We start from the raw sequence: 22686 nt of genomic DNA on the forward strand, positions 1-22686 counted from the left end.
ATTTTCACGGTCAAAAATATCCCCAAGCATGAGTTTTAAAAAAATACTATTTGTTGCGTCATTATTATTTATTTGGCAAAATTCTTTTGCACAGCGAAATTATAGGGGCTATAATCTTTTGGGAATACAGGGTGGAATTGCCTTTTTTAATATACAAACTGATGATTTGGTTACCGAACAACGCCAAGGTATAACCGCAGGATTTACTACGCGTGGCGCATTTAGAAATAACTTCGATTTAATTTATGGACTTAGTTTTGAAAGTGCAACTATTGGGGTTGAAGGTCAAAATGTTTTAGGAACCGATACTCAGAATATCGGGTATGCCATTCAAGGGGTGCATCTAAATTTATTAGGGAGTTATAATATTATTGTGCAACATTTAAGCTTAGAGTTTGGACCTGTTTTCGGACTAAACGGTAAGATGAAATTAGATAATGACAAATTTGAAGATTATATACTTTCAGGTTATAACACCCTAATAGCAAAAGAAATTCAGGATATTTCTAAATTTAATGTTCGCCTGGCAGCTGGTGTTACTAGTGGCTTTGAGCATTTTAGAATAAGTGCACAGTATCAATACGGCCTAACAAATATGCTAGGCGGATTAAACGAGAGAAGTCTAGAATACAACAATTTTAAAGGCAATAGTTCCACCATTATTTTGATGGGTATAATTTACTTTTAACCTATAGTTTGAATTGCCTTTTCAATGCGTGAAATACTTTCTTCTTTTCCTAAAATTGAAATTATATCAAACACATCTGGTCCTTTCATTTCGCCAACTAAAGCTAAACGCAAAGGCATCATCACTTTTCCAAAACCTATATTTTCTGAAGTAATCCATCCTTTTGTTTTTTCAGATAAGTTGGTTACTGAAAAGTCGTCGGCTTCCTTTAAGATAGAAACTACATTTTGCAATAATTCGGGAGTTTCAGGTTTGAAAGCCTTTACCGAAGCTTTTGCATCGTAAGTTTGTGGAGCTTCAAAAAAGAAACTTCCCTGTTCCCAAAGATCGCTAACGAAGGTTGCGCGTTCTTTTAAAAGTGAAACAATCGTTATTAGGTTGAGCGCAGTCGAAACATTTTTCTCACTTAAATATTTGGAAAAATCTTCCGCGAGCTTTTCATCTTCAACAGTTTGTAAATATTGATGTTGAAACCACTTTGTTTTTTCTGGGTCGAATTTAGCACCTGCTTTATGAACACGTTCTAATTCAAAAGCGGCTATCAATTCGTCCAAACTGAAAATTTCCTGCTCTGTACCTGGATTCCAGCCTAAAAAGGCCAACATATTAACTACAGCTTCTGGTAAATAACCATCTTCACGATAACCTGAAAATTCATCGCCTTCGGCAGTTTTCCATTGTAGTGGAAATACGGGGAAACCCATTTTATCGCCATCGCGTTTGCTTAGTTTTCCGCTGCCGGTTGGTTTCAAAATTAGTGGTAAATGTGCAAATTGTGGCGCATTCCAACCAAAAGAACGATACAACAAAACGTGTAATGCCAAAGAAGGCAACCATTCTTCGCCACGGATAACGTGGGTAATTTCCATTAAATGGTCGTCTACAATATTTGCCAAATGATACGTTGGCATGCCGTCACTTTTAAAGAGAACTTTATCGTCGAGAACATTGGTTTCAACTTGCATACTTCCACGAATAATATCGTTTAAATAGAGTGTTTCATCTTCCGGCGTTTTAAAACGAATTACGTATTCTTCGCCATTGGCTATTTTTTGGTGTGTTTCTTCCGCAGAAAAAATGAGGGAGTTTTTTAATTTTAAACGGTTGTGCCAGTTGTAAATGAAGGTTTTTCCCTTTGCTTCATGGTCTTTTCGGTGTGCGTCAAGTTCTTCCGCAGTATCAAAAGCGTAGTAAGCGTTGCCTGATTCAAGCAATGTATCTGCGTATTGTCTGTAAAGATCTTTACGCTCGCTTTGGCGGTATGGTCCGCAATCGGCTTCTTTTCCCGGACCTTCATCGTAGGGAATATTTAGCCAGTTTAAAGCCTCAATTATGTAAGCCTCAGCACCTTCTACATAACGGTTTTGGTCGGTATCTTCAATTCGTAAAAGAAAATCGCCACCGTGCTTTTTCGCAAATAAATAGTTGAATAAAGCGGTGCGAACACCACCAATATGTAAAGGACCTGTTGGACTTGGGGCAAAACGCACCCGAACTTTTTGAGACATAATCTGCATTCTTTTTATGAAGGTGCAAAGGTACAATTATGCGACGTAATTTTAAAGCTATTGCGCTATGTGGTTGTTTCTTTTTTTGGTGTAGGTTTTGGGAGGTGTTAGGAACAAAATATTATTGTATTTTTAGCCTCCTGCAAGGTTTTTAAAAACTTTGTGAGATAAAAAGTTGGATAGAACTAAAAATTACACAAATGGAAATAATTTGGGTTATAGCATTAGCAATATCACTATTTTTTATTTACCTATTTCTTTTTTGGAGGTGTACAAAAATTCCACTAATAAAAGAATATGGTAAAAAATCGTGGATAAACTGGCGTTCAAGGCTATATTATTGGCAAGCGGCAATATATATTAGTACAGGATTTACATTTGTTACATTGTTCCTTTTAAGATGGAGCAATGTATTGACTTTTTGAAGTCTATATACCAATAAAAACAGAAGCTTTCAGTAGCAATTAAACAGTTTTGAAAATTTGAAGTTCTAATTTTATGATATATAAAATTTCCTAAACGTTTAGGAAATTTTACAGAAAAAGAATATTTATTTATGAGCACTTTTAACATCATCCAGCAAAAACTGGAAGAATTTATTAAGAAATACTACACCAATGAGCTTATAAAAGGAGCGATTCTTTTTTTCGCCATTGGCTTGCTGTATTTGTTGCTCACCTTGCTTGTTGAATATTTTTTATGGCTTAGCCCTCTAGGTAGACAGCTGCTCTTTTGGGCTTTTGTAGTTGTTGAATTGGGTTTATTCGTTCGTTTCATAGCTTTTCCGCTTGCAAAACTCTTTAAACTTCAAAAAGGAATTGATTACACCGAAGCTTCAAAAATAATAGGGAGTCACTTTCCGCAGGTTAACGACAAATTGCTGAATGTAATTCAGCTAAATCAAAATCAACGTGAAAGTGAATTACTCGCTGCAAGTATTGACCAAAAAGCTACCGAATTACAACTGGTACCCTTTAAAAGTGCCGTTAATTTTCAAAAGAATGCCAAATATTTAAAATACGCTGCCATTCCGGTTTTTGTGTTTTTGGCGTTTAGCGTCTTAGGCGGAATGGATATTTTTTCTAGCAGTTACGAGCGTATGGTGCATTATGACACGGCTTTTGAACCGCCAGCGCCATTTTCGTTTATTGTGATGAATGAAAACTTGAACGCGGTAGAGAACAAACCTTTCACTTTAAAAATCCGAACTCAGGGAACCGCAGTTCCAGAAAATGCAAGCATTAATTACAATGGCGAAACGTATTATATGCAGCAAACTATGCCTGGTTTGTTCGAATATACTTTTCAGCAACCTGTTGAATCTCTTGATTTCAACTTAAAAGCGAACAAAGTAAATTCACGCAATTATACTTTAGATGTTGTAAAAACTCCGTCTTTACTAAATTTCGAAATGGTATTAGATTATCCTTCTTATACAGGGAAAAGAGATGAAACCTTGAAAAGTACCGGAAACGCTACAATTCCCGAAGGAACAAGGGTGAAATGGAATGTTACTACAAAAAATACACAAGCAGTTACTTTGAAAACTTCGGACACGGCGTTTTTCTTTAATTCAAAAAAAGAAAACTTCAGTTTTGAAAAAGGTGTTTACAACAAACTAGATTATGCCATTACCACTTCCAACGAAAAATTAAAGGATTACGAGAATTTAGCTTTTACTTTAAATGTTGTAAAAGATCAGTTTCCTGAAATTGATGTTCAATCAAAACAGGACAGTACCAACAGTCAGCGTGTTTTCTTTTTAGGACAGATTTCCGACGATTACGGACTAACAAAACTTCGTTTGGTGTATTTTCCTGAGGGCGATGAAAAGCAGGCTAAAACGCAAGGTTTACCGCTTAACAAAACTAATTTCGATCAATTTACTTATACCTTTCCAGGGAACCTTTCTTTGGAAGAGGGCATTGCTTACGAGTACTATTTTGAAGTTTTTGATAACGACGCTATTCATAATTACAAATCGTCAAAATCTGGTATTTATTCATTCAGAAAACTTACAAATGATGAATTGGAGGATGAGCAACTTCAAAATCAACAAGACGCAATAAAAGGTTTAGACAAATCTTTGGAAGAGTTTAAGGACCAAAAGCAAACTTTGGAAGAATTGTCCAAAACTCAAAAGGAGAAGAATGAACTTAATTATAATGATAAAAAGAAACTTGAATATTTCTTAAAGCGCCAAAAGCAGCAAGAGGAAATGATGAAGAATTTTTCAAAGGAATTGAAAGAAGAACTTCAGAATTTTCAACCTGAAAAGGAAGAGAAGGATTCGTTTAAAGAAGAACTTGAAAAACGTTTGGACGAAAATGAAGAACAATTAAAGGAGAATGAAAAATTGCTTGATGAATTGGAGAAGCTTCTTGAAAAAATTCAGAAGGAGGATTTAACCGATAAACTTGAAAAGCTCTCGAAGCAAAATAAAAATCAAGAGAAAAATTTAGATCAATTGCTTGAATTGACTAAAAGATATTACGTTGAAAAGAAGGCTGAAAAACTAGCTGAAGAACTTTATAAACTTGGTGAAAAACAAGAAAAACTCGCCGATAAGCCAGCTGAAGAAAATACGAAAGAAAAGCAAGAGGAGCTTAATAAAGAGTTTGAAGAACATAAAAAGCAGATAGATGAGCTTCAAAAGGAAAATGAAGATTTAAAGAAACCGTTGGATATTCCAAAGGATAAACCCGGCGAACAAAAGGTTGACGAAGAGCAAAAGAAAGCCACGGATAAATTAGAGGAACAAAAGCCAAAAGAAGCGGGTAAAAGCCAGAAGAAGGCTGGTGAGAAAATGAAAGAAATGGGCAAGGCGATTCAAATGCAAATGAAGTCTGGCCAAATGGAATCGATTGATGAAGACGTGAAAATGCTTCGGCAGATCGTTGATAATTTGGTGGTTTTCTCCTTTCAGCAAGAAGATTTGATGGAAGTCTTCAAAAAGATTGAATATGGAAATCCAGTATTCGGGAAGAAGTTAAATATTCAAAACGATCTAAAAACCAATTTTGAACATATTGACGATAGCTTGTTTGCACTCTCGCTTCGTCAACCATTGCTTGGAACACAAATAAACTCCTCATTGACTGAAATTCAGTATAATATAGATAAATCTTTAGACCGTTTAGCACAGAATCAAGCACGTCAAGGTATTGGCAATCAGCAATATACAATTACTGGTTCCAATGATTTGGCCGTTCTATTAAGCGATATTTTAAGTAATATGCAAATGCAGATGTCCATGTCGTCGGGCTCTGGTTCGGGTAAAGGAATGCCAAGTCCTGGATCTGGTAGTGGTGAAGGTTTTCAACTTCCAGACATTATTAAGAAACAGGAAGGATTGAGCGAAAAAATGGAGGAAGGTATTAGTAAAGGAAAGAAAGGTTCAAAAGGAGAAGGCGAAGGAGAGGGTGAAGGAAAAGGCGAAGGTGAAGGTAGTGGAGACGGTAAAGGTAAAGATGGCAAGAATGGAAAGGATGGCGAAAAAGGTGATCAAAAAGGAGATGGTAAAAATGGGAAAGGTGAGAGTGAAGATATGAATGGTGAACTTTATGAAATTTATAAGCAACAGCAGGATTTACGCCAGCAACTTCAAGACAGGTTAAGCAAGGAAGGATTGAAAGGAATTGGTGGCGATCTTCTGAAAAAGATGGAGGGTATTGAACAACAATTATTGGACAAAGGTTTTAATCAAAATACACTCGAGAAAATGCGTAATTTGAATTATGAATTATTGAAACTTGATGAAGCAGACCTTGAACAAGGACAAGAAAATAGAAGAGAATCTAAAACCAATAGAAGAGATTATCGCAATAATACGCAGCTAGCTCCAGAGGACATTAAAAAATACTTTAATACTACCGAAATTTTGAATCGTGAGGCCTTACCTTTGCGCCAAGATTACAAAAATAAAGTACAAGAATATTTTAAAGAAAGCAATGATTGAATTTAATTTTGAAACAGATTTTCAATTAGAAAATGAACCGAAACTTATCCAATGGATTTCCGATATTATTATTGAGGAAGGTTTTGAATTAGGTGAAATATTATACGTTTTTTGCGATGATGAATATCTTCTCAAATTGAATATTGAGTTTCTAAATCATGACACTCTTACGGATATATTAAGTTTCGATTATTGTCTGGGAAAACTAATTAATGGTGAAATTTATATTTCAGTGGATCGAGTTGCGGATAATGCAAAAGATTTTAAAACAGAATTTATTGACGAACTTCACCGTGTAATGATTCATGGGATTCTTCATTTCTGTGGTTATAAAGATAAGAGCGACACTGAAGAAGCACTTATGCGAGAGAAGGAAGAGGAATCCCTTAGAATTCTTTCCAAATTGTAGCATCAACTTGTTTTACTTAAAAGCTTTATAATAAGATATTTATTGTAATTTTGCACCCCCGAAAAAAATTGATATTGTTAAATGTTCCACGTGGAACAATTTAGAAAATTTATGTTTCAAGAAGAGTATGATGTTATTGTAGTAGGAGCGGGTCACGCAGGATCTGAAGCAGCAGCTGCGGCTGCGAACTTAGGATCTAAAACCTTATTAGTTACCATGAATTTGCAAACCATTGCCCAAATGAGCTGTAATCCGGCTATGGGTGGTATTGCTAAAGGCCAGATTGTACGTGAAATTGATGCAATTGGTGGTTATAGCGGGATAGTTTCCGATAAAACCGCAATCCAGTTTAAGATGCTTAATAAATCGAAAGGTCCCGCAATGTGGAGTCCCCGTGTTCAAAGTGATCGCATGCGTTTTGCTGAAACTTGGAGATTAATGTTAGAAGGCACCCCAAACTTAGATTTTTATCAAGAGATGATTTCGGGTATTATTGCCGAAAATGGAATTATTAAAGGCGTAAGAACTTCACTGGGTTTAGAGATTCGCGGAAAAAGTGTAGTACTAACAAACGGTACTTTTTTAAATGGTTTAATTCATATTGGTGAAAAACAATTTGGAGGAGGTCGTGCAGGTGAAAGGGCTTCTACTGGTATTACAAAAGATTTAATCGATTTAGGCTTTGAATCTGGAAGAATGAAAACAGGAACACCGCCAAGAGTAGATGGACGTTCTTTAGATTTTTCTAAAATGATAGAGCAGCCAGGAGACGAAATTCCAGAAAAATTTTCGTTTTCTGATGAAACTACAACGCTCAAAAAGCAACGTTCTTGCCATATGAGTTATACTAGTCTCGAAGTTCATAATATTTTGAGAGAAGGTTTTGATAGATCTCCTATGTTTAACGGATCAATTCAAAGTCTTGGACCAAGATACTGTCCTTCTATTGAAGATAAAATTAATCGTTTTGCTGATAAAGATAGACACCAACTTTTTGTTGAACCTGAAGGTTGGGATACTGTAGAATATTACATTAATGGCTTCTCCACTTCATTACCAGAGGATATTCAATTTAAAGCTTTGAAGCAAGTAGCTGGTTTTGAAAAAGTGAAATTTTTCCGACCTGGTTATGCTATTGAATATGATTATTTTCCGCCTACACAATTAAAACATACGCTAGAAACTAAATTGGTTTCCGGTCTTTATTTTGCTGGTCAGATTAACGGAACTACGGGTTATGAAGAAGCTGCGTCACAAGGTTTAATGGCCGGTATAAATGCGCATTTAAAAGTACACGAAAAAGAACCTTTCATTTTGCAACGAAATGAAGCTTACATAGGTGTATTAATAGACGACCTTATTACAAAAGGAACGGAAGAGCCTTACCGAATGTTTACCTCTCGTGCTGAATATAGAACCTTGCTTCGTCAAGATAATGCAGATTTTAGGTTAACTCCTAAATCATTTGACATTGGTTTAGCTAGTGAAAAACGTTTGAGAAAAATGGAGGAAAAGAAAGAAAAGTCTGATGCTTTTGTTCAGTTTTTTAAAAACACAAGTGTCGCACCCGAAGAAATGAATCCTATTTTTGAAGCTAGAGAATCTGCGGTTGTGCAGCAGAGCGATAAAATGTTCAAGTTCTTTTCGCGTCCGGAAGTAACTATGGAGGATATGAAAAGTATTTCTTCGGTTGAAAAGTATATTAATGAAAATGATTTGAATGTTGAAATGATAGAACAGACCGAAATTCAAATTAAATATTCTGGTTATATAGCGAAGGAAAAAAACAATGCAGATAAATTAAACAGATTAGAAGGTTTGAAAATTCCGGCTACGTTTGACTATTCTAAATTGAAATCACTTTCCTATGAAGCCAGAGAAAAACTCACTAAAATAAAACCTGCAACAGTTTCGCAAGCTTCACGAATTAGTGGTGTTTCTCCAAATGATGTTTCTGTGCTTCTAGTGTATATGGGGCGTTAGCCTCATTGTTTCACGTGGAACAATGGAGCGTTGCAAAATCTAAACTTTCAACACTACTTCTTAAATAATTCAAATTTTATTTCTTGCAGAATCACGAAAATATATACGTATCGGTCAAAGACTATTTGGTCTCCGGAGAAACTTTTAGTTTAGTCTACGACGAAGATTTAGATTTTTTGAAAACTACCCCAAAGCCAAAGGAGGAAGATCTTTCTAAATATTACGAGAGTGAAGATTATATTTCGCACACAGATGAAAAGCGTGGTTTGCTTTCTAGCTTATACCAATTCGTAAAAAAATGGTCGCTTCAGAAAAAAACTAATTTGATATTAAATCAAAATAAACGAGTTGGATCTTTATTAGATGTTGGTGCAGGAACCGGAGATTTTTTAAAAGTTGCTAAAGAAAAAGGTTGGGATGTAAATGGGATGGAACCAAATAAAAGTGCTACTGAGTTGGCATTAAAAAAAGGAATTCAACTTGAACCTTCTTTAAACGAATTCTCAGGAAGCGTTTTCGATGTTGTTACAATGTGGCATGTTTTAGAACACGTTCCAAATTTGGAAGAGACTATTTCTACTCTATCAAACTTAGTTCAAAGTGGAGGAACGTTAATTATCGCTGTTCCAAATTTTAAAAGTTTCGATGCAAAGCATTATGGCAAATTTTGGGCAGCTTACGATGCTCCTCGACACCTTTGGCATTTTACTAAAGAATCGATGGGAAAACTTTTTGCAGAAAATTTTATTCTTCAGAAAATAGAACCAATGATTTTTGATTCGTATTATGTTAGTTTACTTTCAGAAAAATATAAAACGGGTAATAAATTTTCTTTAAAAGCTTTTTGGATAGGATTGTTGTCAAATCTTAAAGCTACTCGTTCAAAAGAGTATTCTTCGCACATATACTGCTTCAGAAAGAGGTAATTCGGCTTTTTGAAGAGATTTGAGGCGATTTTGGAGTCAAACTAGTGTTGCGCTTGCTGCCTGCAGAAATAATCTCACAGAATCGCTAATAAAGCGTTGTTTTTAATTGAATATCTCTATTGTAAATATAAATTTAATAGATATTATTTATACTAATTCTTTCTTATGAATTAGCCGAGTCAATATAATAGAAAGGTCGGTAAAAATTATTTTAGCATTTCCGTTTCTTTCAATATGGTAAGAAGCATCCTCCAATGCTTGGGTTATTTCAAAAATATTATTTTGATGTACAAAAGGCGCAAATTTTTGAAGCGAAAATGTTGCATCAATCGCTTCAAAAAATAAAAGTGAATTGGCGCCGTAGTTATTTAGCAATGCTTGTCTAAAAACTTCGGTACAATATGAAAGAAATTTTTTCTGTGTTTCGCGACCTTGTTTTGCCAGTTCTTCGCTCCAATCAAGTAAATTGTTGATTGCACCTTTATTTCCTTTCGCTCTAAATGCGGTACGCACCCAACTAATAAACCACTTCTCGAAAATTTCGTCTTCCCCAGTTTCTTCAAGTAGTTGTAGCGCTTTATTATAATCGCCGCGCGATCTACGAGCGGCGTGGGTAGCAACACTCTCTTTTATTTGCAAATTTTGAATTAAACTCTCGGCAATATCAGCTTCTGAAAGGAGTGGGAACGTTATTTTTTGGCAGCGGGATTTAATTGTAGTGATAATTTGTTCTTCTTTTTCGGTTAAAAGTAAAAGCACAGTTTTGTCGGTAGGCTCTTCAACTAACTTTAAAATTTTGTTGGCACATTCACCATTCATATTATCTGCCATCCAAATAATCATCACTTTATAGCTGCCCTCGAAGGCTTTTAATGAAAGTTTTTTAGAAATATTTTCAGCTTCATATTTACTAATATTTCCTTGTTTATTTTCAATACCAATACTTTGCAACCATTCAAAAAGCGACGCATACGGATTGTCTAAAACGAAATTTCGCCAACCTTCAGCATAATTATCCGAAACAGCATTCTTTTTCGCTATATCACTTGTGTTTACTGGGTAAACAAAATGCAAATCTGGATGCACCAATTTTGAAATTTTACTTTTACAGGAAAGATATTCGGCACTTCCTTTTTCATAGCGACTACATAATAATTCTGAAGCGTATGCAATGGACATAGGCAGTAAGCCACTTCCGTTAACGCCAGAAAAGAGTTGTGCGTGCGGAATTCGACCGTTTTCGATAGTTTTTATAAGATGCGATTTTATATGTTGCTGCCCTATTACTTCTGAAAAATCCATCGGCAAATCTAATCAATTTAAAGCTTTTTCTCTCGATTGATATTTTTCAATAAATGAAATTATCTAATTTAAGAAAGTGAATTTCTATGCAGATATCGAAATGATTTTAAATATCAAAATAAGTATATTTGCTCGCTAAATTTATAAAGATGAAAACCGTAAACGACATAGATTTTAAAAATAAAAAAGCTTTGATTCGAGTAGATTTCAATGTGCCGCTCGACGATGATTTTAAGGTAACAGACGATACACGTATTCGTGCGGCAAAACCTACAATTTTAAAAATTTTAGAAGACGGCGGAAGCTGTGTTTTAATGTCGCATCTTGGTAGACCAAAAAATAAAGAAGCAGAATTTTCGCTTCAACACATTTTAAAATCACTCTCGGAAATTGTGGGAGTTCAAGTAAAATTTGTGGATGATTGTGTGGGGCCTAAAGTAGAAGAGGCGGTAGCGACTTTGAAAACTGGAGAAATTCTTTTACTTGAAAACCTACGTTATTACGAAGAAGAAACGAAAGGCGATCGCGCTTTCGCAGAAAAACTTTCAAAATTTGGTGATGTTTACGTGAATGATGCCTTTGGAACCGCACACCGTGCGCACGCTTCCACGGCGATAATCGCTGAATTTTTTCCTGTGAATAAATGTTTTGGTTTATTACTAGCTTCAGAAATAGAAAACGTAAAAAAAGTATTGGAAGCTAGCGAAAAGCCCGTTACTGCTATCATTGGTGGCGCTAAAGTTTCTTCAAAAATTACGATTATTGAAAACATTCTCGACAAAATTGATCATTTAATTATTGGCGGTGGAATGGCTTTCACATTTATAAAAGCACAAGGCGGAAAAATAGGTAATTCTTTGGTTGAAGATGACAAGCAGGATTTGGCACTTGAAATTTTAGAAATGGCCAAAAACAAAGGTGTGGCAGTACATTTACCAGTTGATGCTATTATCGCTGATAGTTTTTCAGAAACTGCAAATACACAAATATCGGCTATAAATAATATTCCTGATGGCTGGATGGGTCTCGATGCAGGACCAAAAACAAATGAACTTTTTGCCGAAGTACTTGCCAAGACTAAAACCATTTTATGGAATGGGCCCGTTGGTGTTTTTGAAATTGAGAAATTTGCAGAAGGCACTAAAACTCTAGGAAAAAATATCGCTAAAGCCACTGAAAATGGAGCTTTTTCGTTAGTTGGTGGTGGCGATTCGGTTGCGGCAGTTCAGAAATTTAACTTAGCAGATAAAGTTAGTTACGTGTCTACAGGCGGAGGCGCAATGCTCGAAATGCTTGAAGGAAAAACATTACCGGGTATTAAAGCACTATTATAAGAAAAGTTAAATGTCAGCGTATTAGACTTTTGAGTCTAAAATTTGCGTAGTTTCGCGAAATCATTATTTTTGATAAAATTTTTTATTGAAATTTACGTTACAACTCTTGAAGTATATTAAAAGCGCCTCATTTTAAGGAGTAATAATCAGGCGAATTTGCCTTTATCCCCAAACGCAATAAATAACTGATGAAACTAAACAAAATCCTTCCCCTTATGCTGTTGCTGGCCTGCAGTATGAGTTTTGCCCAACAAGGTAAAAAGCAGACCAACAAACTGAATACAAAAAAAATTCAGGTTGTTGATTCCATTAAGGTTTCTAAAATCGCCAAAGAATTGCCCACAACAGTGGTAGCTACTTCTTTTAAAGACAGTATTGTCTATGATTTAAAAGACATAGCTTCGGCACGTAAAAAAGACAGCCTTTGGTTAAAAGAACTCTACAAATCTGATCTTTTTGAAGATATATACAATAGCGTTGCAAACCAAGATTTCACTCCTGTTGACTACGACGAACTCCCTACTGAGCTACTTAAGCAACGACTAAAAGAACTAGATGCGCGTACGCCGTTTAACGTAGAATACAACCCTTCGTTAGAAAGTGTAATTAAGCAATACCTTAAGAACCGCCGCAGAGGTTTAGAGCGATTAATGGGATTAAGTGAATATTATTTCCCTTTGTTTGAACAAGAATTGGACAAAAATAACTTGCCTTTAGAATTAAAATATTTAGCTGTAATTGAATCAGCTTTAAATCCGAAAGCACAATCTAGAGTTGGAGCTACCGGGCTTTGGCAGTTTATGTTTCCTACTGGTAAAATGTTCGGATTGGATGTAAGCTCTTATGTAGATGAGCGTTCCGATCCATATTTAGCAACAGAAGCCGCTTGTAAATATTTAAAAAGCTTAAATAATAGTTTCAACGATTGGGATTTGGCGCTTGCAGCCTATAATTCTGGCCCAGGAAATGTTTCAAAAGCAATTCGTCGCTCTGGTGGACAGACGGATTATTGGAAACTTCGCGATTATCTTCCACGTGAAACTGCAGGTTATGTACCCGCATTCTTGGCTACCATGTATATTTTTGAATATGCACAAGAGCACGGCTTTAAAAAACAAACTGCGAGAATTCCTTTCGTAGCTACAGATACCATCCGTGTTAAGCAACAAATTACTTTAGAGCAAGTAGCAAAACTTACTAATCTAGACATAGAAGAGCTTGAATTCCTTAATCCAGCTTACAAACTGGGTATCATTCCAGTTGTTAAAAATGAAAACTACGTATTGCGTCTTCCGCTAACTGCTGTAGGTGCTTTTGTAAATAATGAAGATGCAATTTATACTTTTGCAAAGGAAGAAGTTGAAGAGGCTAAAAAGCCAATGCCTGAATTATATGAGCAACCCGAAAAACTTCGCTACCGTGTAAAAAGAGGAGATTATCTGGGAAGAATTGCAGACAGGTACGGTGTTAGTATTAGCCAAGTAAAGAATTGGAATGGTATGCGTAGCAATACTGTAAAAGTTGGCCAAAACTTAATTATTTACCCTAAAAAAAGTACACAGGATATTGCTAGTAACGAACCAGTACAAGCCACAAAATCTTCAGAAAAAACGTATACTGTTCGCAACGGAGATTCACTGTGGAGCATTTCTCAAAAATTTCCAGGGGTTTCAGTCCAAAATATCAAAAAATGGAACGATATTAGTGGTACTAACTTAAAGCCTGGAACTAAACTTAAAATTTACAAAGGATAGTTCCCGATAAACATCCTTTAAATGAAACTATTCACTATTGCATTGTTTTCGCTATTCGTTGCATTTACTTCTTGCAACGGAGGCGGCACCAAAGACAAATCACTTGTTCCCAATTCTGTAGGAAACATTAATGCGCTTCAAATTATCACCCCCAACAATCTATGGAACGGCGTGGTGGGAGAAGCCATTCGAAATAATTTTGCAGCTCCCGCAGACGGACTTCCGCAAGACGAGCCGCTTTTTTCTATGAATCAAATGCCGCCAGATGCTTTTTCGGGGTTCGCCCGTAGCAATCGGCTTTTTTTATATGTGGTTTTAAGTGAAGACGACAAGGTAACTGTAACCACTGATGAATACGCTAAACCACAATCTGGAGCAATTATAAAAGCTTCTTCAGAAGAAAAACTGGTAGAGCTTATCAATAAAAATGCTGCGCAAATTATTGCATCTTTTCACGCTTCCGAAATAAAGGAACGCCAACGCAGAACCGCTATTTCGCTAATGGCAACCGATTCGCTAAGAAAAGTAATGGGCGTTAGCTTGCAAATTCCGAGTGCCTATAGAATTGCAAAGGCAACCGACAGTTTTTTCTGGATGCGTAAAGATCTTAAAGATGGCACTACTAACATACTTATTTATGAAGTGCCTTTATCTATGATAACCAATGACAGTACGGCTGTTGGCGACATTATAAAGATTCGCGATTCTATAGGAAGTAGATTGCTGCCCGTAGAAGATGACGGACAGTTTGTTACTGAAGACGCTTATGCTCCGTATCTTTTTACTACAAAGATTGATGGAAAATTTGCTTATGAAACCAAGGGAACTTGGGAAGTAAAAGACGACTGGATGGGTGGCCCTTTTGTAAACTACGCCGTTCGCGACGAGAAAAACAATCGTTATTTAATTTTAGAAGGTTTTACGTATGCTCCAGCAGTATCGAAAAGAGATCTTCAATTTGAATTGGAATCTATATTGAATTCTGCCAAAATAGAATAATCTTAATAATAGACCCAAAAAAAGAGCCTTTCAGTATATACTGAAAGGCTCTTTTTTTAAAATAGAAACGAGATTTTATTTTTTCTCGTCTATCTTGTTTTCTGTTGGTTCTTCTTTAGAAGCATCCTTGAATTCTTTAAGACCGCTACCCAAACCACGCATTAGTTCTGGAATTTTCTTTCCACCGAAAAGCAATAGTACGATTACAACAATCAATATAATTTGCCAAGGGCCAATAACACCTAAAGTAATAAGTAATGCATTCATAATTTTGATAATTTAATTAAGCAAAGGTAACAAGAAATGTTTAGATAGAACGTTTTGAGGATAACTTTAGCGTGTGGCGCTTTAGTTTATTTTATATTTGTAAAAAGCAATTGCATATTATGATCCAAAAAGAAAAAAGAGCCAAAAAGTTTAGAAAAAAGCTATTGCACAAATACCGATTGGTTATTCTAAATGAAGAAACTTTCGAGGAGCGTTTTTCATTTAAGCTCAACAGGTTTAATGTGTTTGTTTTCAGCACCCTTTTTGCGTTAATTCTTATTCTTTTAACCACTTTTATTATCGCTTTTACACCACTCCGCGAATATATTCCTGGCTATTCTTCCACTGCGTTAAAAAAGAACGCCACACAATTAACATACAAAACAGACTCGCTGCAGCAGATTATAAATGTAAATGAGCAATACCTTGCCTCAATCAAAAAAGTGCTTACAGGCGACGTTAAAACAATAAATTTCAATAAAGATTCCATCATTGAAGTAGCTAAAACAGATCCTTCGGTTTTAATACGAACTTCAAGAAAAGATTCATTACTCCGCCAAGCTGTGGCAAAGGAAGATAAATACAATCCGCTAACTGCACCTCAGGTTCAGACATACGCACTTTTTGCTCCGGTTAAAGGAACCATTACTGAAGGTTACGATTCAAAAACAAAGCATTACGCAGTAGATGTGGTTACAATAAAAGATTCTCCAGTAAAAGCCGTTGCCGACGGCACAGTAATTTTTGCAGAATGGACTGCCGCTACTGGTTATGTTATTATTTTGAAACACGATAATAACTTAATTTCAGTCTATAAACACAATGCAATGCTCACTAAAGAGCAGGGCGAAATTGTTAAAGCTGGCGAAGTAATTGGCACCGTTGGCAATACTGGCGAACTCACCACTGGGCCACATTTGCACTTTGAATTATGGCGCGATGGCTTCCCCGTTAATCCAACTAGTTTTGTAGATTTTAATTGATTAAACTATGTCCTTAAAATCCTTCGGTGCTAAAATATTTGCTAAAATTGAAGTAAATAAAATTCACAAATGGGTTGTAAACCCTATTGAAACCCAGCAAAAAGTTTTTGAAAAACTGCTTTCCGATGCTAAAAATACAGCCTTCGGAAAAGATCATCATTTTGAAAATATCAACTCCTTTAAAGAATTTGCGAAGCTCGTTCCAATTCGTGATTACGAAGAATTGAAACCCTACGTAGATCGTGTGGTTTCTGGTGAAGAAAACGTTTTATGGCCCGGAAAACCGCTCTATTTTGCTAAAACTTCGGGTACAACTTCGGGTGCTAAATACATTCCGTTAACTAAGGAATCAATGCCGCATCATATTCAAGCTGCTCGAAATGCAATTCTGTGTTATATAAATGAAACTGGAAAAGCAGATTTTGTAGACGGCAAAATGATTTTTTTACAAGGAAGCCCAGAAATGCAGGAAAAGAACGGCATTAAGTTGGGCCGACTTTCAGGAATTGTTGCACATTATGTTCCTGCATATTTGCAAAAAAACCGTTTGCCTAGTTGGGAAACAAACTGCATTGACGATTGGGAAACCAAAGTAGATACCGTGGTTGAAGAGACTAAAAATGAAGACATGACCGTTATAAGCGGTATTCCGTCGTGGGTGCAAATGTATTTTGAAAAACTTCAGAAAGATACTGGGAAGAAAGTTGGCGACCTTTTCAAAAACTTCAATCTGTTTATTTATGGCGGCGTAAATTTTGAACCGTATCGCGCCAAATTTGAAAATTTAATAGGAAGAAAAGTAGATAGCATCGAGCTTTTTCCTGCCAGTGAAGGGTTTTTCGCCTTTCAAGATAGCCAGAAAGACAAAGGAATGTTGCTGCTTTTAAATTCAGGAATCTTTTATGAATTCGTTGAAGCTTCATCCTTTTTTGAAGAAAACCCAAAACGATTAACAATCGGCGAAGTTGAAATTGGCGTCAATTACGTGATGATAATTTCAACAGACGCGGGACTTTGGGCGTATAATCTGGGCGATACCGTGCAGTTTACTTCAACTAAACCGTATCGTGTTATTGTTTCGGGAAGAATAAAACATTTTATTTCTGCCTTTGGCGAACACGTAATTGGCAAAGAGGTTGAAGAGGCGATGAAAAAAGCAATAACAAAATTCAACTTTACTATTACAGAATTCACCGTTGCTCCGCAAATAACGCCATCTGAAACAAATCTTCCATATCATGAATGGCTTGTTGAATTTGACGAGGCTCCTGAAAATCTTCAAAAAGTGGTTGAATTTCTCGATGCAGAAATGCAACAACAAAACTCGTATTATTTCGATTTAATAGTAGGAAAAGTGCTGCAGCCGCTTAAAATTACTTCACTTAAAAGAGATAGTTTTCAGCATTATATGAAATCGCAAGGCAAGCTTGGCGGACAAAATAAAGTGCCGAGACTATCTAACGACCGCAAAATTGCAGATGCCTTAATTAAAATTCAGCCTTAAAATTAGTGTTATCTTTGCACCCAATGAATAAATTAAAATCACACACACGTACCCGCGCACAAGAAAGTACACAGGCCATTGAGCGACTGTACATAACCATGCGCCACCTTTTTAACCGTGGATTTTACAAGCCTATGGGGGTCTCTGGAGAAACGCTTCGCGAATCTTTATTAACGCTTCGACCTGAAATTTATGGCTCCATAAAAGAAGACAAAATTGAATTACAGGGCTTGCTTTACGTTATGGACCGTTTACCCTACGGAATAGAGGAATGTAGATTCATAAACTTAACCAGCGATGAAGGCTATAAAAATTCACATTTTGAGCCTATCATTCCGCTGAAACGTCGCAGAAATTGTTACCGGATAGATTCGGAACAGATGAATATTGAAATCACTCGTGGACGTTCAGAAATCTATGATATTCTTACACACTTAACTTTCCTTTTCATTGAATCGCACAAGATTATGAAGCAGGTGCTAATCGATGAGAGTGGAGAAGTAATCCGAGATTGGAAGAAGTTGGAACAAGCCGTACTAAAGAAAGGCAAGTTAACACAGGAAGAAAAGGAAGTAGCCTTAACGCACACCGCCAACTTCCTTGGAAGAACTTTTCAGGAGGTGAAAAATGTGTATCCTTTTTTCGCCAGTGAAAAGAATGAAAATCGTTTTTTCAATATTATTTACTTTTTAGGGAAATTGGCAATCCAGGAGGTTCTGGCAGACAATAAACGTATAATTACGTTTAGCCCGGTATTGCGTGAGCGTTTGGGGCATCATATTCACGGAGAACAATGGGCTTTTAGTATAAAACAAAGACTGCAGCAAGAGGGCTTGTTAGAGCGGCCAGTGCATATTATAAGTGCAAATATGCACAGTGTTATGAACAGCTTGTACGCTCCCACTGCGATTGCTAGCGAGTTTTTAAAGAAGAAACCTATGGAGGTTTTTGAGGCGCTGAGCAGCCCCGTTAATTTAAAATTACGCGAAAAAGTTACTAAAACAGCATTGGCAGAAGGAATGATTTTTATTGAAGATCAGAGCGGAACCAATATCGACATTCAGATTATAGACACTGCTAAAATAAAGGAAAGTGCATACACTGAAGGATTAAAAGAAGTTGAAGATTCAAAAAAACCCGTAATTGTTGTAATGGATTACGCTTTTGGCGAACAAGCCTACGAAACGATGGACGAGCTTTTAAAACCATACATAGATGATAATAAAGAACGACATTTATTAAATGTAGTTTCTGTCTCAATTATGGGAAAAGCAGGAATTTTAGAAGGTGGAAAAGGCGACATTATGATTCCGTCTGCCCACGTTTTTGAAGGAACTGCAGATAATTATCCGTTTAAAAATAAATTGGAAAAGGCAGATTTTAAAGATGATTCCGTAAATGTTTGTACTGGAACGATGATTTCTGTTTTGGGAACTTCGCTTCAAAATAGGGATGTGCTTAAGTTTTTCCACAATTCTACTTGGAATGTAATTGGGCTAGAAATGGAAGGCGCACATTATCAAAAGGCAATACAAGCTGCTGCAAAAATTCGCCGAAGTATTAGCCCAAAAGTGAAGGTGCGTTATGCGTATTACGCCTCTGATAACCCATTGGAAACAGGAAGTACTTTAGCATCGGGCGGATTAGGAACAACGGGTGTAAAACCCACCTATTTAATTACTGAAAAGATGTTAAATCAAATTTTAGACACACCTAAAAAATAACTTCAATGAATGATAAAGTACTGATTACCGGAGGTGCAGGATTTATAGGCTCTAATTATGTGCACTACTTTCTGAAACACTCGAAAGATGAAATTTTTGTACTGGACAAGCTCACTTATGCCGGAAACTTGAAGAATTTGGAGGCCGTTTCAGATAAAATTACATTTATAGAAGGAGATATTTGCGATGACGAATTGATTCAAAAACTATTTTCGGAGCATCAATTTCAGAAGGTTGTTCACTTCGCTGCGGAAAGCCATGTGGACAATTCTATCACTGGTCCTTCGGAATTTATTCAAACAAATATTGTAGGTACGTTCAATTTGCTGCAAAGCGCATATAAAACATGGATGAACGGGCCGAACGATTTAAAAGAAGAATTCAAAAACGCCCGTTTTCTACACATTTCTACTGATGAGGTCTATGGAACTTTAGGCGAAACAGGTCTTTTTACGGAAGAAACATCCTATGCACCCAATAGCCCGTATAGTGCTTCTAAAGCTTCCTCAGATTTTATTGTGCGCAGTTATTTTCACACTTACGGTTTACCTGTTGTAACTACCAACTGTTCCAATAATTACGGATCTTTTCAGCATAAGGAAAAATTAATTCCGACAATAATTCGTAAAGCAATTTCGGGAGAAGCTATCCCTATTTACGGCGATGGAAAAAACATTCGAGATTGGCTCTATGTAATGGATCACTGTAGTGGCCTGTATTTAGCTTTGGAAAAAGGAAAGCTCGGAGAAACCTACAATATTGGCGGCCGCAATGAGCGTGAAAACCTCTATATTGCAAATGTTATTTGTGAATTGCTGGACGAAATGCTCCCTAAGAATACTTCGTATAAAGAACAAATTACCTTTGTAAAGGACCGTCCCGGCCACGATTTTAGATATGCAATAGATGCTACAAAAATTGAAGAAGAATTAGGTTGGAAGGCAGAAGAGAATTTTGAAACAGGAATTCAAAAAACCATTGCTTGGTATTTAAAAAATAGAAATAGATTATAATTTTGCGCCACAGATTCACAAATCATTGTTTAATCGTGAATTAGTGGTAAAATAACAATATATGAAAGGAATAATTTTAGCAGGAGGATCAGGTACACGTTTACACCCAATTACATTAGCAGTAAGTAAACAATTAATGCCAGTGTACGACAAACCGATGATTTATTACCCGTTGTCAACACTTATGATTGCTGGTATTCGCGATATTTTAATTATTTCTACACCGCAGGATTTACCGTTGTTTAAACAACTTTTGGGCGATGGTAAAAAACTGGGCTGCAACTTTGAGTATGCTGAACAGGCAAACCCCAACGGCCTTGCAGAAGCCTTTGTAATTGGCAAGGATTTTATCGGAAATGATAAAGTCGCTTTAATTCTCGGCGATAATATTTTTTACGGTTCGGGTTTAAAAGAATTATTGCAATCCAATAACAATCCCGATGGTGGAGTAATCTATGCCTATCACGTTTTAGACCCCGAACGTTATGGCGTTGTGGAATTCGATAAAAACGGAAAAGCTCTTTCAATTGAAGAAAAACCTAAATCGCCGAAATCTAATTACGCCGTTCCAGGAATCTATTTTTACGATAACAGTGTGGTAGAAATTGCTGCAAACATAAAACCCAGCGACCGTGGAGAACTAGAAATAACAGATGTAAATAATGAATACTTAAAACTGGGCAAATTGAGCGTGAGCATACTCGATAGAGGTACGGCTTGGTTGGATACCGGAACATTCGCTTCATTAATGCAGGCCGCGCAATTTGTGGAGGTTATTGAGGAAAGACAAGGCCTAAAAATCGGCGCGATAGAAGAAGCGGCCTATGAAATGGGCTACATTTCAAAAGAGCAATTAATAATTTTAGCCGAACCATTACTAAAAAGCGGTTACGGAAAACATTTACTTCAATTAGATTAGATTTGGAAATACAAAAAACTCCCTTAAAAGATTGTTTTATACTTAAACCGGCCGTGTTTAAAGATGAGCGTGGCCTATTTTATGAAACTTACAACAAAAAGGTCTTCGAAAAAACTACAGGTTTAAACGTAGATTTTGTGCAAGATAATCAATCTGTTTCCTCAAAAGGGGTGTTGCGCGGACTTCATTTCCAGGATGGAGAAATGGCGCAGGCAAAGTTGGTTAGGGTATTAAAAGGCAAGATTTTAGACATTGTGGTAGATATTAGGAAGGATTCTGAGACTTTCGGAAAATCATTTTCCATTATTTTGGACGATGTAGACCATCTGCAGCTTTTTGTACCAAGGGGTTTCGCACATGGATTTATTACCCTTTCAAAAGAGTCTATATTTTCGTATAAATGCGATAATTATTATGATAAAGCTTCAGAAAATGGAATCATTTATAACGACGCAACCTTAGCGCTGGATTGGCATCTTCCAAAGGAAGAATTTATTATTTCCGAAAAGGATTTGGAACTTCTCACTTTCGAGGAAGTAATTTCATGAAAAAAATATTAGTAACAGGCGCTAACGGACAATTGGGAAGATGCATAAAATATGCGGCTACCGAATATCCCGACTTCGAGTTTGTCTTTGTTTCAAAAGAAGAACTGGATATTGAAAATGCCGAATTGCTTTCAGGATACTTCTCCAAGAATAACTTTTCACATTGCATAAATACAGCTGCTTACACGAATGTTGAAAAAGCAGAGAGCGAACCTGAAAGTGCTTTCGCCGTTAATGCTGAAGCAGTTAAAAATATTGCAGAAACTTGTAAAGAAAACGATGTCGTTTTGCTGCATATTTCTACAGATTATGTTTTTGACGGCAAAAAAACTTCACCTTATTCCGAAACAGATATCACCAACCCCTTGAATGTTTATGGTGCTTCCAAATTAAAGGGCGAGGAATTTATTCAAGATATCTGCAATAAATACTTCATTTTCCGAACCTCGTGGCTTTATTCGCAATACGGGCATAATTTTTTAAAAACCATTTTAAAATATTCCGAAGAAGGAAAAGCACTTACTATTACCACCGAACAGACGGGAACCCCTACAAATGCAAATGATTTGGCCATAGCGCTTTTAAAAATAATTGCACAAGATTCAGTAGATTATGGCGTTTACCATTACAGCAATAAAGGTGAAACTACTTGGTTTGGATTTGCAGAAGCGATACTTCAGCAAGCTGGAAAATTAAAAGATACAAATCTTGCAAAAACCAACCATTACCGTACTTTTGCCGCGAGGCCACAGTACAGTGTATTGGATAACACTAAGGCACAGAATAAGTTGAATTTAGACTATGCAAATTGGAAAGAAAGTTTACAATTTGTATTAAAACTAGATACCAATAATTTATAAAATTTTA

Annotated in this window: 18 protein-coding genes; 15 read left to right on the plus strand and 3 right to left on the minus strand. The window is 36.3% G+C overall.

Translation table 11 applies throughout. The annotated features are described in order from the left end of the window. Positions 1 to 28 precede the first annotated feature (28 nt). On the plus strand, positions 29 to 688 hold the full coding sequence (locus AC3RVF_RS02120) for an outer membrane beta-barrel protein (protein WP_489690287.1): 660 nt from the start codon (positions 29 to 31) through the stop codon (positions 686 to 688). On the opposite strand, the gene gltX is transcribed toward AC3RVF_RS02120, so the two are convergent. Beyond that, a complete protein-coding gene (gltX, locus tag AC3RVF_RS02125) occupies positions 685 to 2196 on the minus strand; it encodes a glutamate--tRNA ligase (protein ID WP_489690286.1) in 1512 nt (503 codons plus the stop codon). The two genes, AC3RVF_RS02120 and gltX, sit on opposite strands and share 4 nt — an antisense overlap. 556 nt (positions 2197 to 2752) lie before the next feature. Between gltX and AC3RVF_RS02130 the strand changes: the two genes are divergently transcribed. The 4 genes from AC3RVF_RS02130 to AC3RVF_RS02145 all read left to right on the plus strand — a co-directional run bounded on the left by AC3RVF_RS02130 (position 2753) and on the right by AC3RVF_RS02145 (position 9472). After that, the gene (locus tag AC3RVF_RS02130) at positions 2753 to 6154 is read left to right on the plus strand and encodes a hypothetical protein (protein WP_489692627.1); all 3402 of its coding nucleotides are present in this window, start codon (positions 2753 to 2755) and stop codon (positions 6152 to 6154) included. After that, complete coding sequence (gene ybeY, locus AC3RVF_RS02135; protein WP_489690284.1) at positions 6147 to 6563, plus strand: rRNA maturation RNase YbeY; 417 nt, start codon at positions 6147 to 6149, stop codon at positions 6561 to 6563. The genes AC3RVF_RS02130 and ybeY overlap by 8 nt, the downstream gene beginning before the upstream one ends. A 111-nt stretch (positions 6564 to 6674) precedes the next feature. Beyond that, positions 6675 to 8546 carry a tRNA uridine-5-carboxymethylaminomethyl(34) synthesis enzyme MnmG gene (gene mnmG / locus AC3RVF_RS02140; RefSeq protein ID WP_489692628.1) on the plus strand — a complete coding sequence of 624 codons (1872 nt, stop codon included), beginning with the start codon at positions 6675 to 6677 and terminating at the stop codon, positions 8544 to 8546. 83 nt (positions 8547 to 8629) lie between these two features. Beyond that, positions 8630 to 9472, plus strand: a complete 843-nt coding sequence (locus AC3RVF_RS02145; RefSeq protein WP_489692629.1) for a class I SAM-dependent methyltransferase — start codon at positions 8630 to 8632, stop codon at positions 9470 to 9472. A gap of 147 nt (positions 9473 to 9619) precedes the next feature. On the opposite strand, the gene AC3RVF_RS02150 is transcribed toward AC3RVF_RS02145, so the two are convergent. After that, a complete protein-coding gene (locus tag AC3RVF_RS02150) occupies positions 9620 to 10774 on the minus strand; it encodes a DNA polymerase III subunit (protein WP_489692630.1) in 1155 nt (384 codons plus the stop codon). Positions 10775 to 10923: 149 nt separating this feature from the next. Between AC3RVF_RS02150 and AC3RVF_RS02155 the strand changes: the two genes are divergently transcribed. The 3 genes from AC3RVF_RS02155 (at position 10924) to AC3RVF_RS02165 (ending at position 14861) form a co-directional block, all read left to right on the plus strand. Continuing rightward, positions 10924 to 12108, plus strand: a complete 1185-nt coding sequence (locus AC3RVF_RS02155; RefSeq protein ID WP_489692631.1) for a phosphoglycerate kinase — start codon at positions 10924 to 10926, stop codon at positions 12106 to 12108. Positions 12109 to 12296: 188 nt separating this feature from the next. Then, positions 12297 to 13862 carry a LysM peptidoglycan-binding domain-containing protein gene (locus tag AC3RVF_RS02160; protein WP_489692632.1) on the plus strand — a complete coding sequence of 522 codons (1566 nt, stop codon included), beginning with the start codon at positions 12297 to 12299 and terminating at the stop codon, positions 13860 to 13862. 21 nt (positions 13863 to 13883) lie between these two features. Then, on the plus strand, positions 13884 to 14861 hold the full coding sequence (locus AC3RVF_RS02165; RefSeq protein ID WP_489690278.1) for a DUF4837 family protein: 978 nt from the start codon (positions 13884 to 13886) through the stop codon (positions 14859 to 14861). A 75-nt stretch (positions 14862 to 14936) separates the two neighbouring features. On the opposite strand, the gene tatA is transcribed toward AC3RVF_RS02165, so the two are convergent. Then, a complete protein-coding gene (gene tatA, locus AC3RVF_RS02170; RefSeq protein ID WP_489690277.1) occupies positions 14937 to 15128 on the minus strand; it encodes a twin-arginine translocase TatA/TatE family subunit in 192 nt (63 codons plus the stop codon). A 119-nt stretch (positions 15129 to 15247) separates the two neighbouring features. Between tatA and AC3RVF_RS02175 the strand changes: the two genes are divergently transcribed. From AC3RVF_RS02175 to rfbD, 7 genes are all read left to right on the plus strand, one after another. Beyond that, a complete protein-coding gene (locus AC3RVF_RS02175; RefSeq protein WP_489690276.1) occupies positions 15248 to 16111 on the plus strand; it encodes a M23 family metallopeptidase in 864 nt (287 codons plus the stop codon). 7 nt (positions 16112 to 16118) lie between these two features. Further along, the gene (locus AC3RVF_RS02180; RefSeq protein ID WP_489690275.1) at positions 16119 to 17615 is read left to right on the plus strand and encodes a GH3 auxin-responsive promoter family protein; all 1497 of its coding nucleotides are present in this window, start codon (positions 16119 to 16121) and stop codon (positions 17613 to 17615) included. Positions 17616 to 17638: 23 nt separating this feature from the next. Next, complete coding sequence (locus tag AC3RVF_RS02185) at positions 17639 to 19339, plus strand: DUF6909 family protein (RefSeq protein WP_489690274.1); 1701 nt, start codon at positions 17639 to 17641, stop codon at positions 19337 to 19339. A 5-nt stretch (positions 19340 to 19344) separates the two neighbouring features. Next, on the plus strand, positions 19345 to 20352 hold the full coding sequence (gene rfbB, locus AC3RVF_RS02190; RefSeq protein WP_489690273.1) for a dTDP-glucose 4,6-dehydratase: 1008 nt from the start codon (positions 19345 to 19347) through the stop codon (positions 20350 to 20352). 61 nt (positions 20353 to 20413) lie between these two features. Further along, positions 20414 to 21271: a glucose-1-phosphate thymidylyltransferase RfbA gene (gene rfbA / locus AC3RVF_RS02195; RefSeq protein WP_489690272.1), complete on the plus strand. Its 858-nt coding sequence runs from the start codon at positions 20414 to 20416 to the stop codon at positions 21269 to 21271. Between the two features lie 2 nt (positions 21272 to 21273). Then, positions 21274 to 21819, plus strand: a complete 546-nt coding sequence (gene rfbC, locus AC3RVF_RS02200) for a dTDP-4-dehydrorhamnose 3,5-epimerase (RefSeq protein ID WP_489692633.1) — start codon at positions 21274 to 21276, stop codon at positions 21817 to 21819. Further along, complete coding sequence (rfbD, locus tag AC3RVF_RS02205; protein ID WP_489692634.1) at positions 21816 to 22679, plus strand: dTDP-4-dehydrorhamnose reductase; 864 nt, start codon at positions 21816 to 21818, stop codon at positions 22677 to 22679. The genes rfbC and rfbD overlap by 4 nt, the downstream gene beginning before the upstream one ends. Positions 22680 to 22686: the final 7 nt, after the last annotated feature.

Source organism: Aequorivita sp. IT1183 (assembly GCF_058068265.1).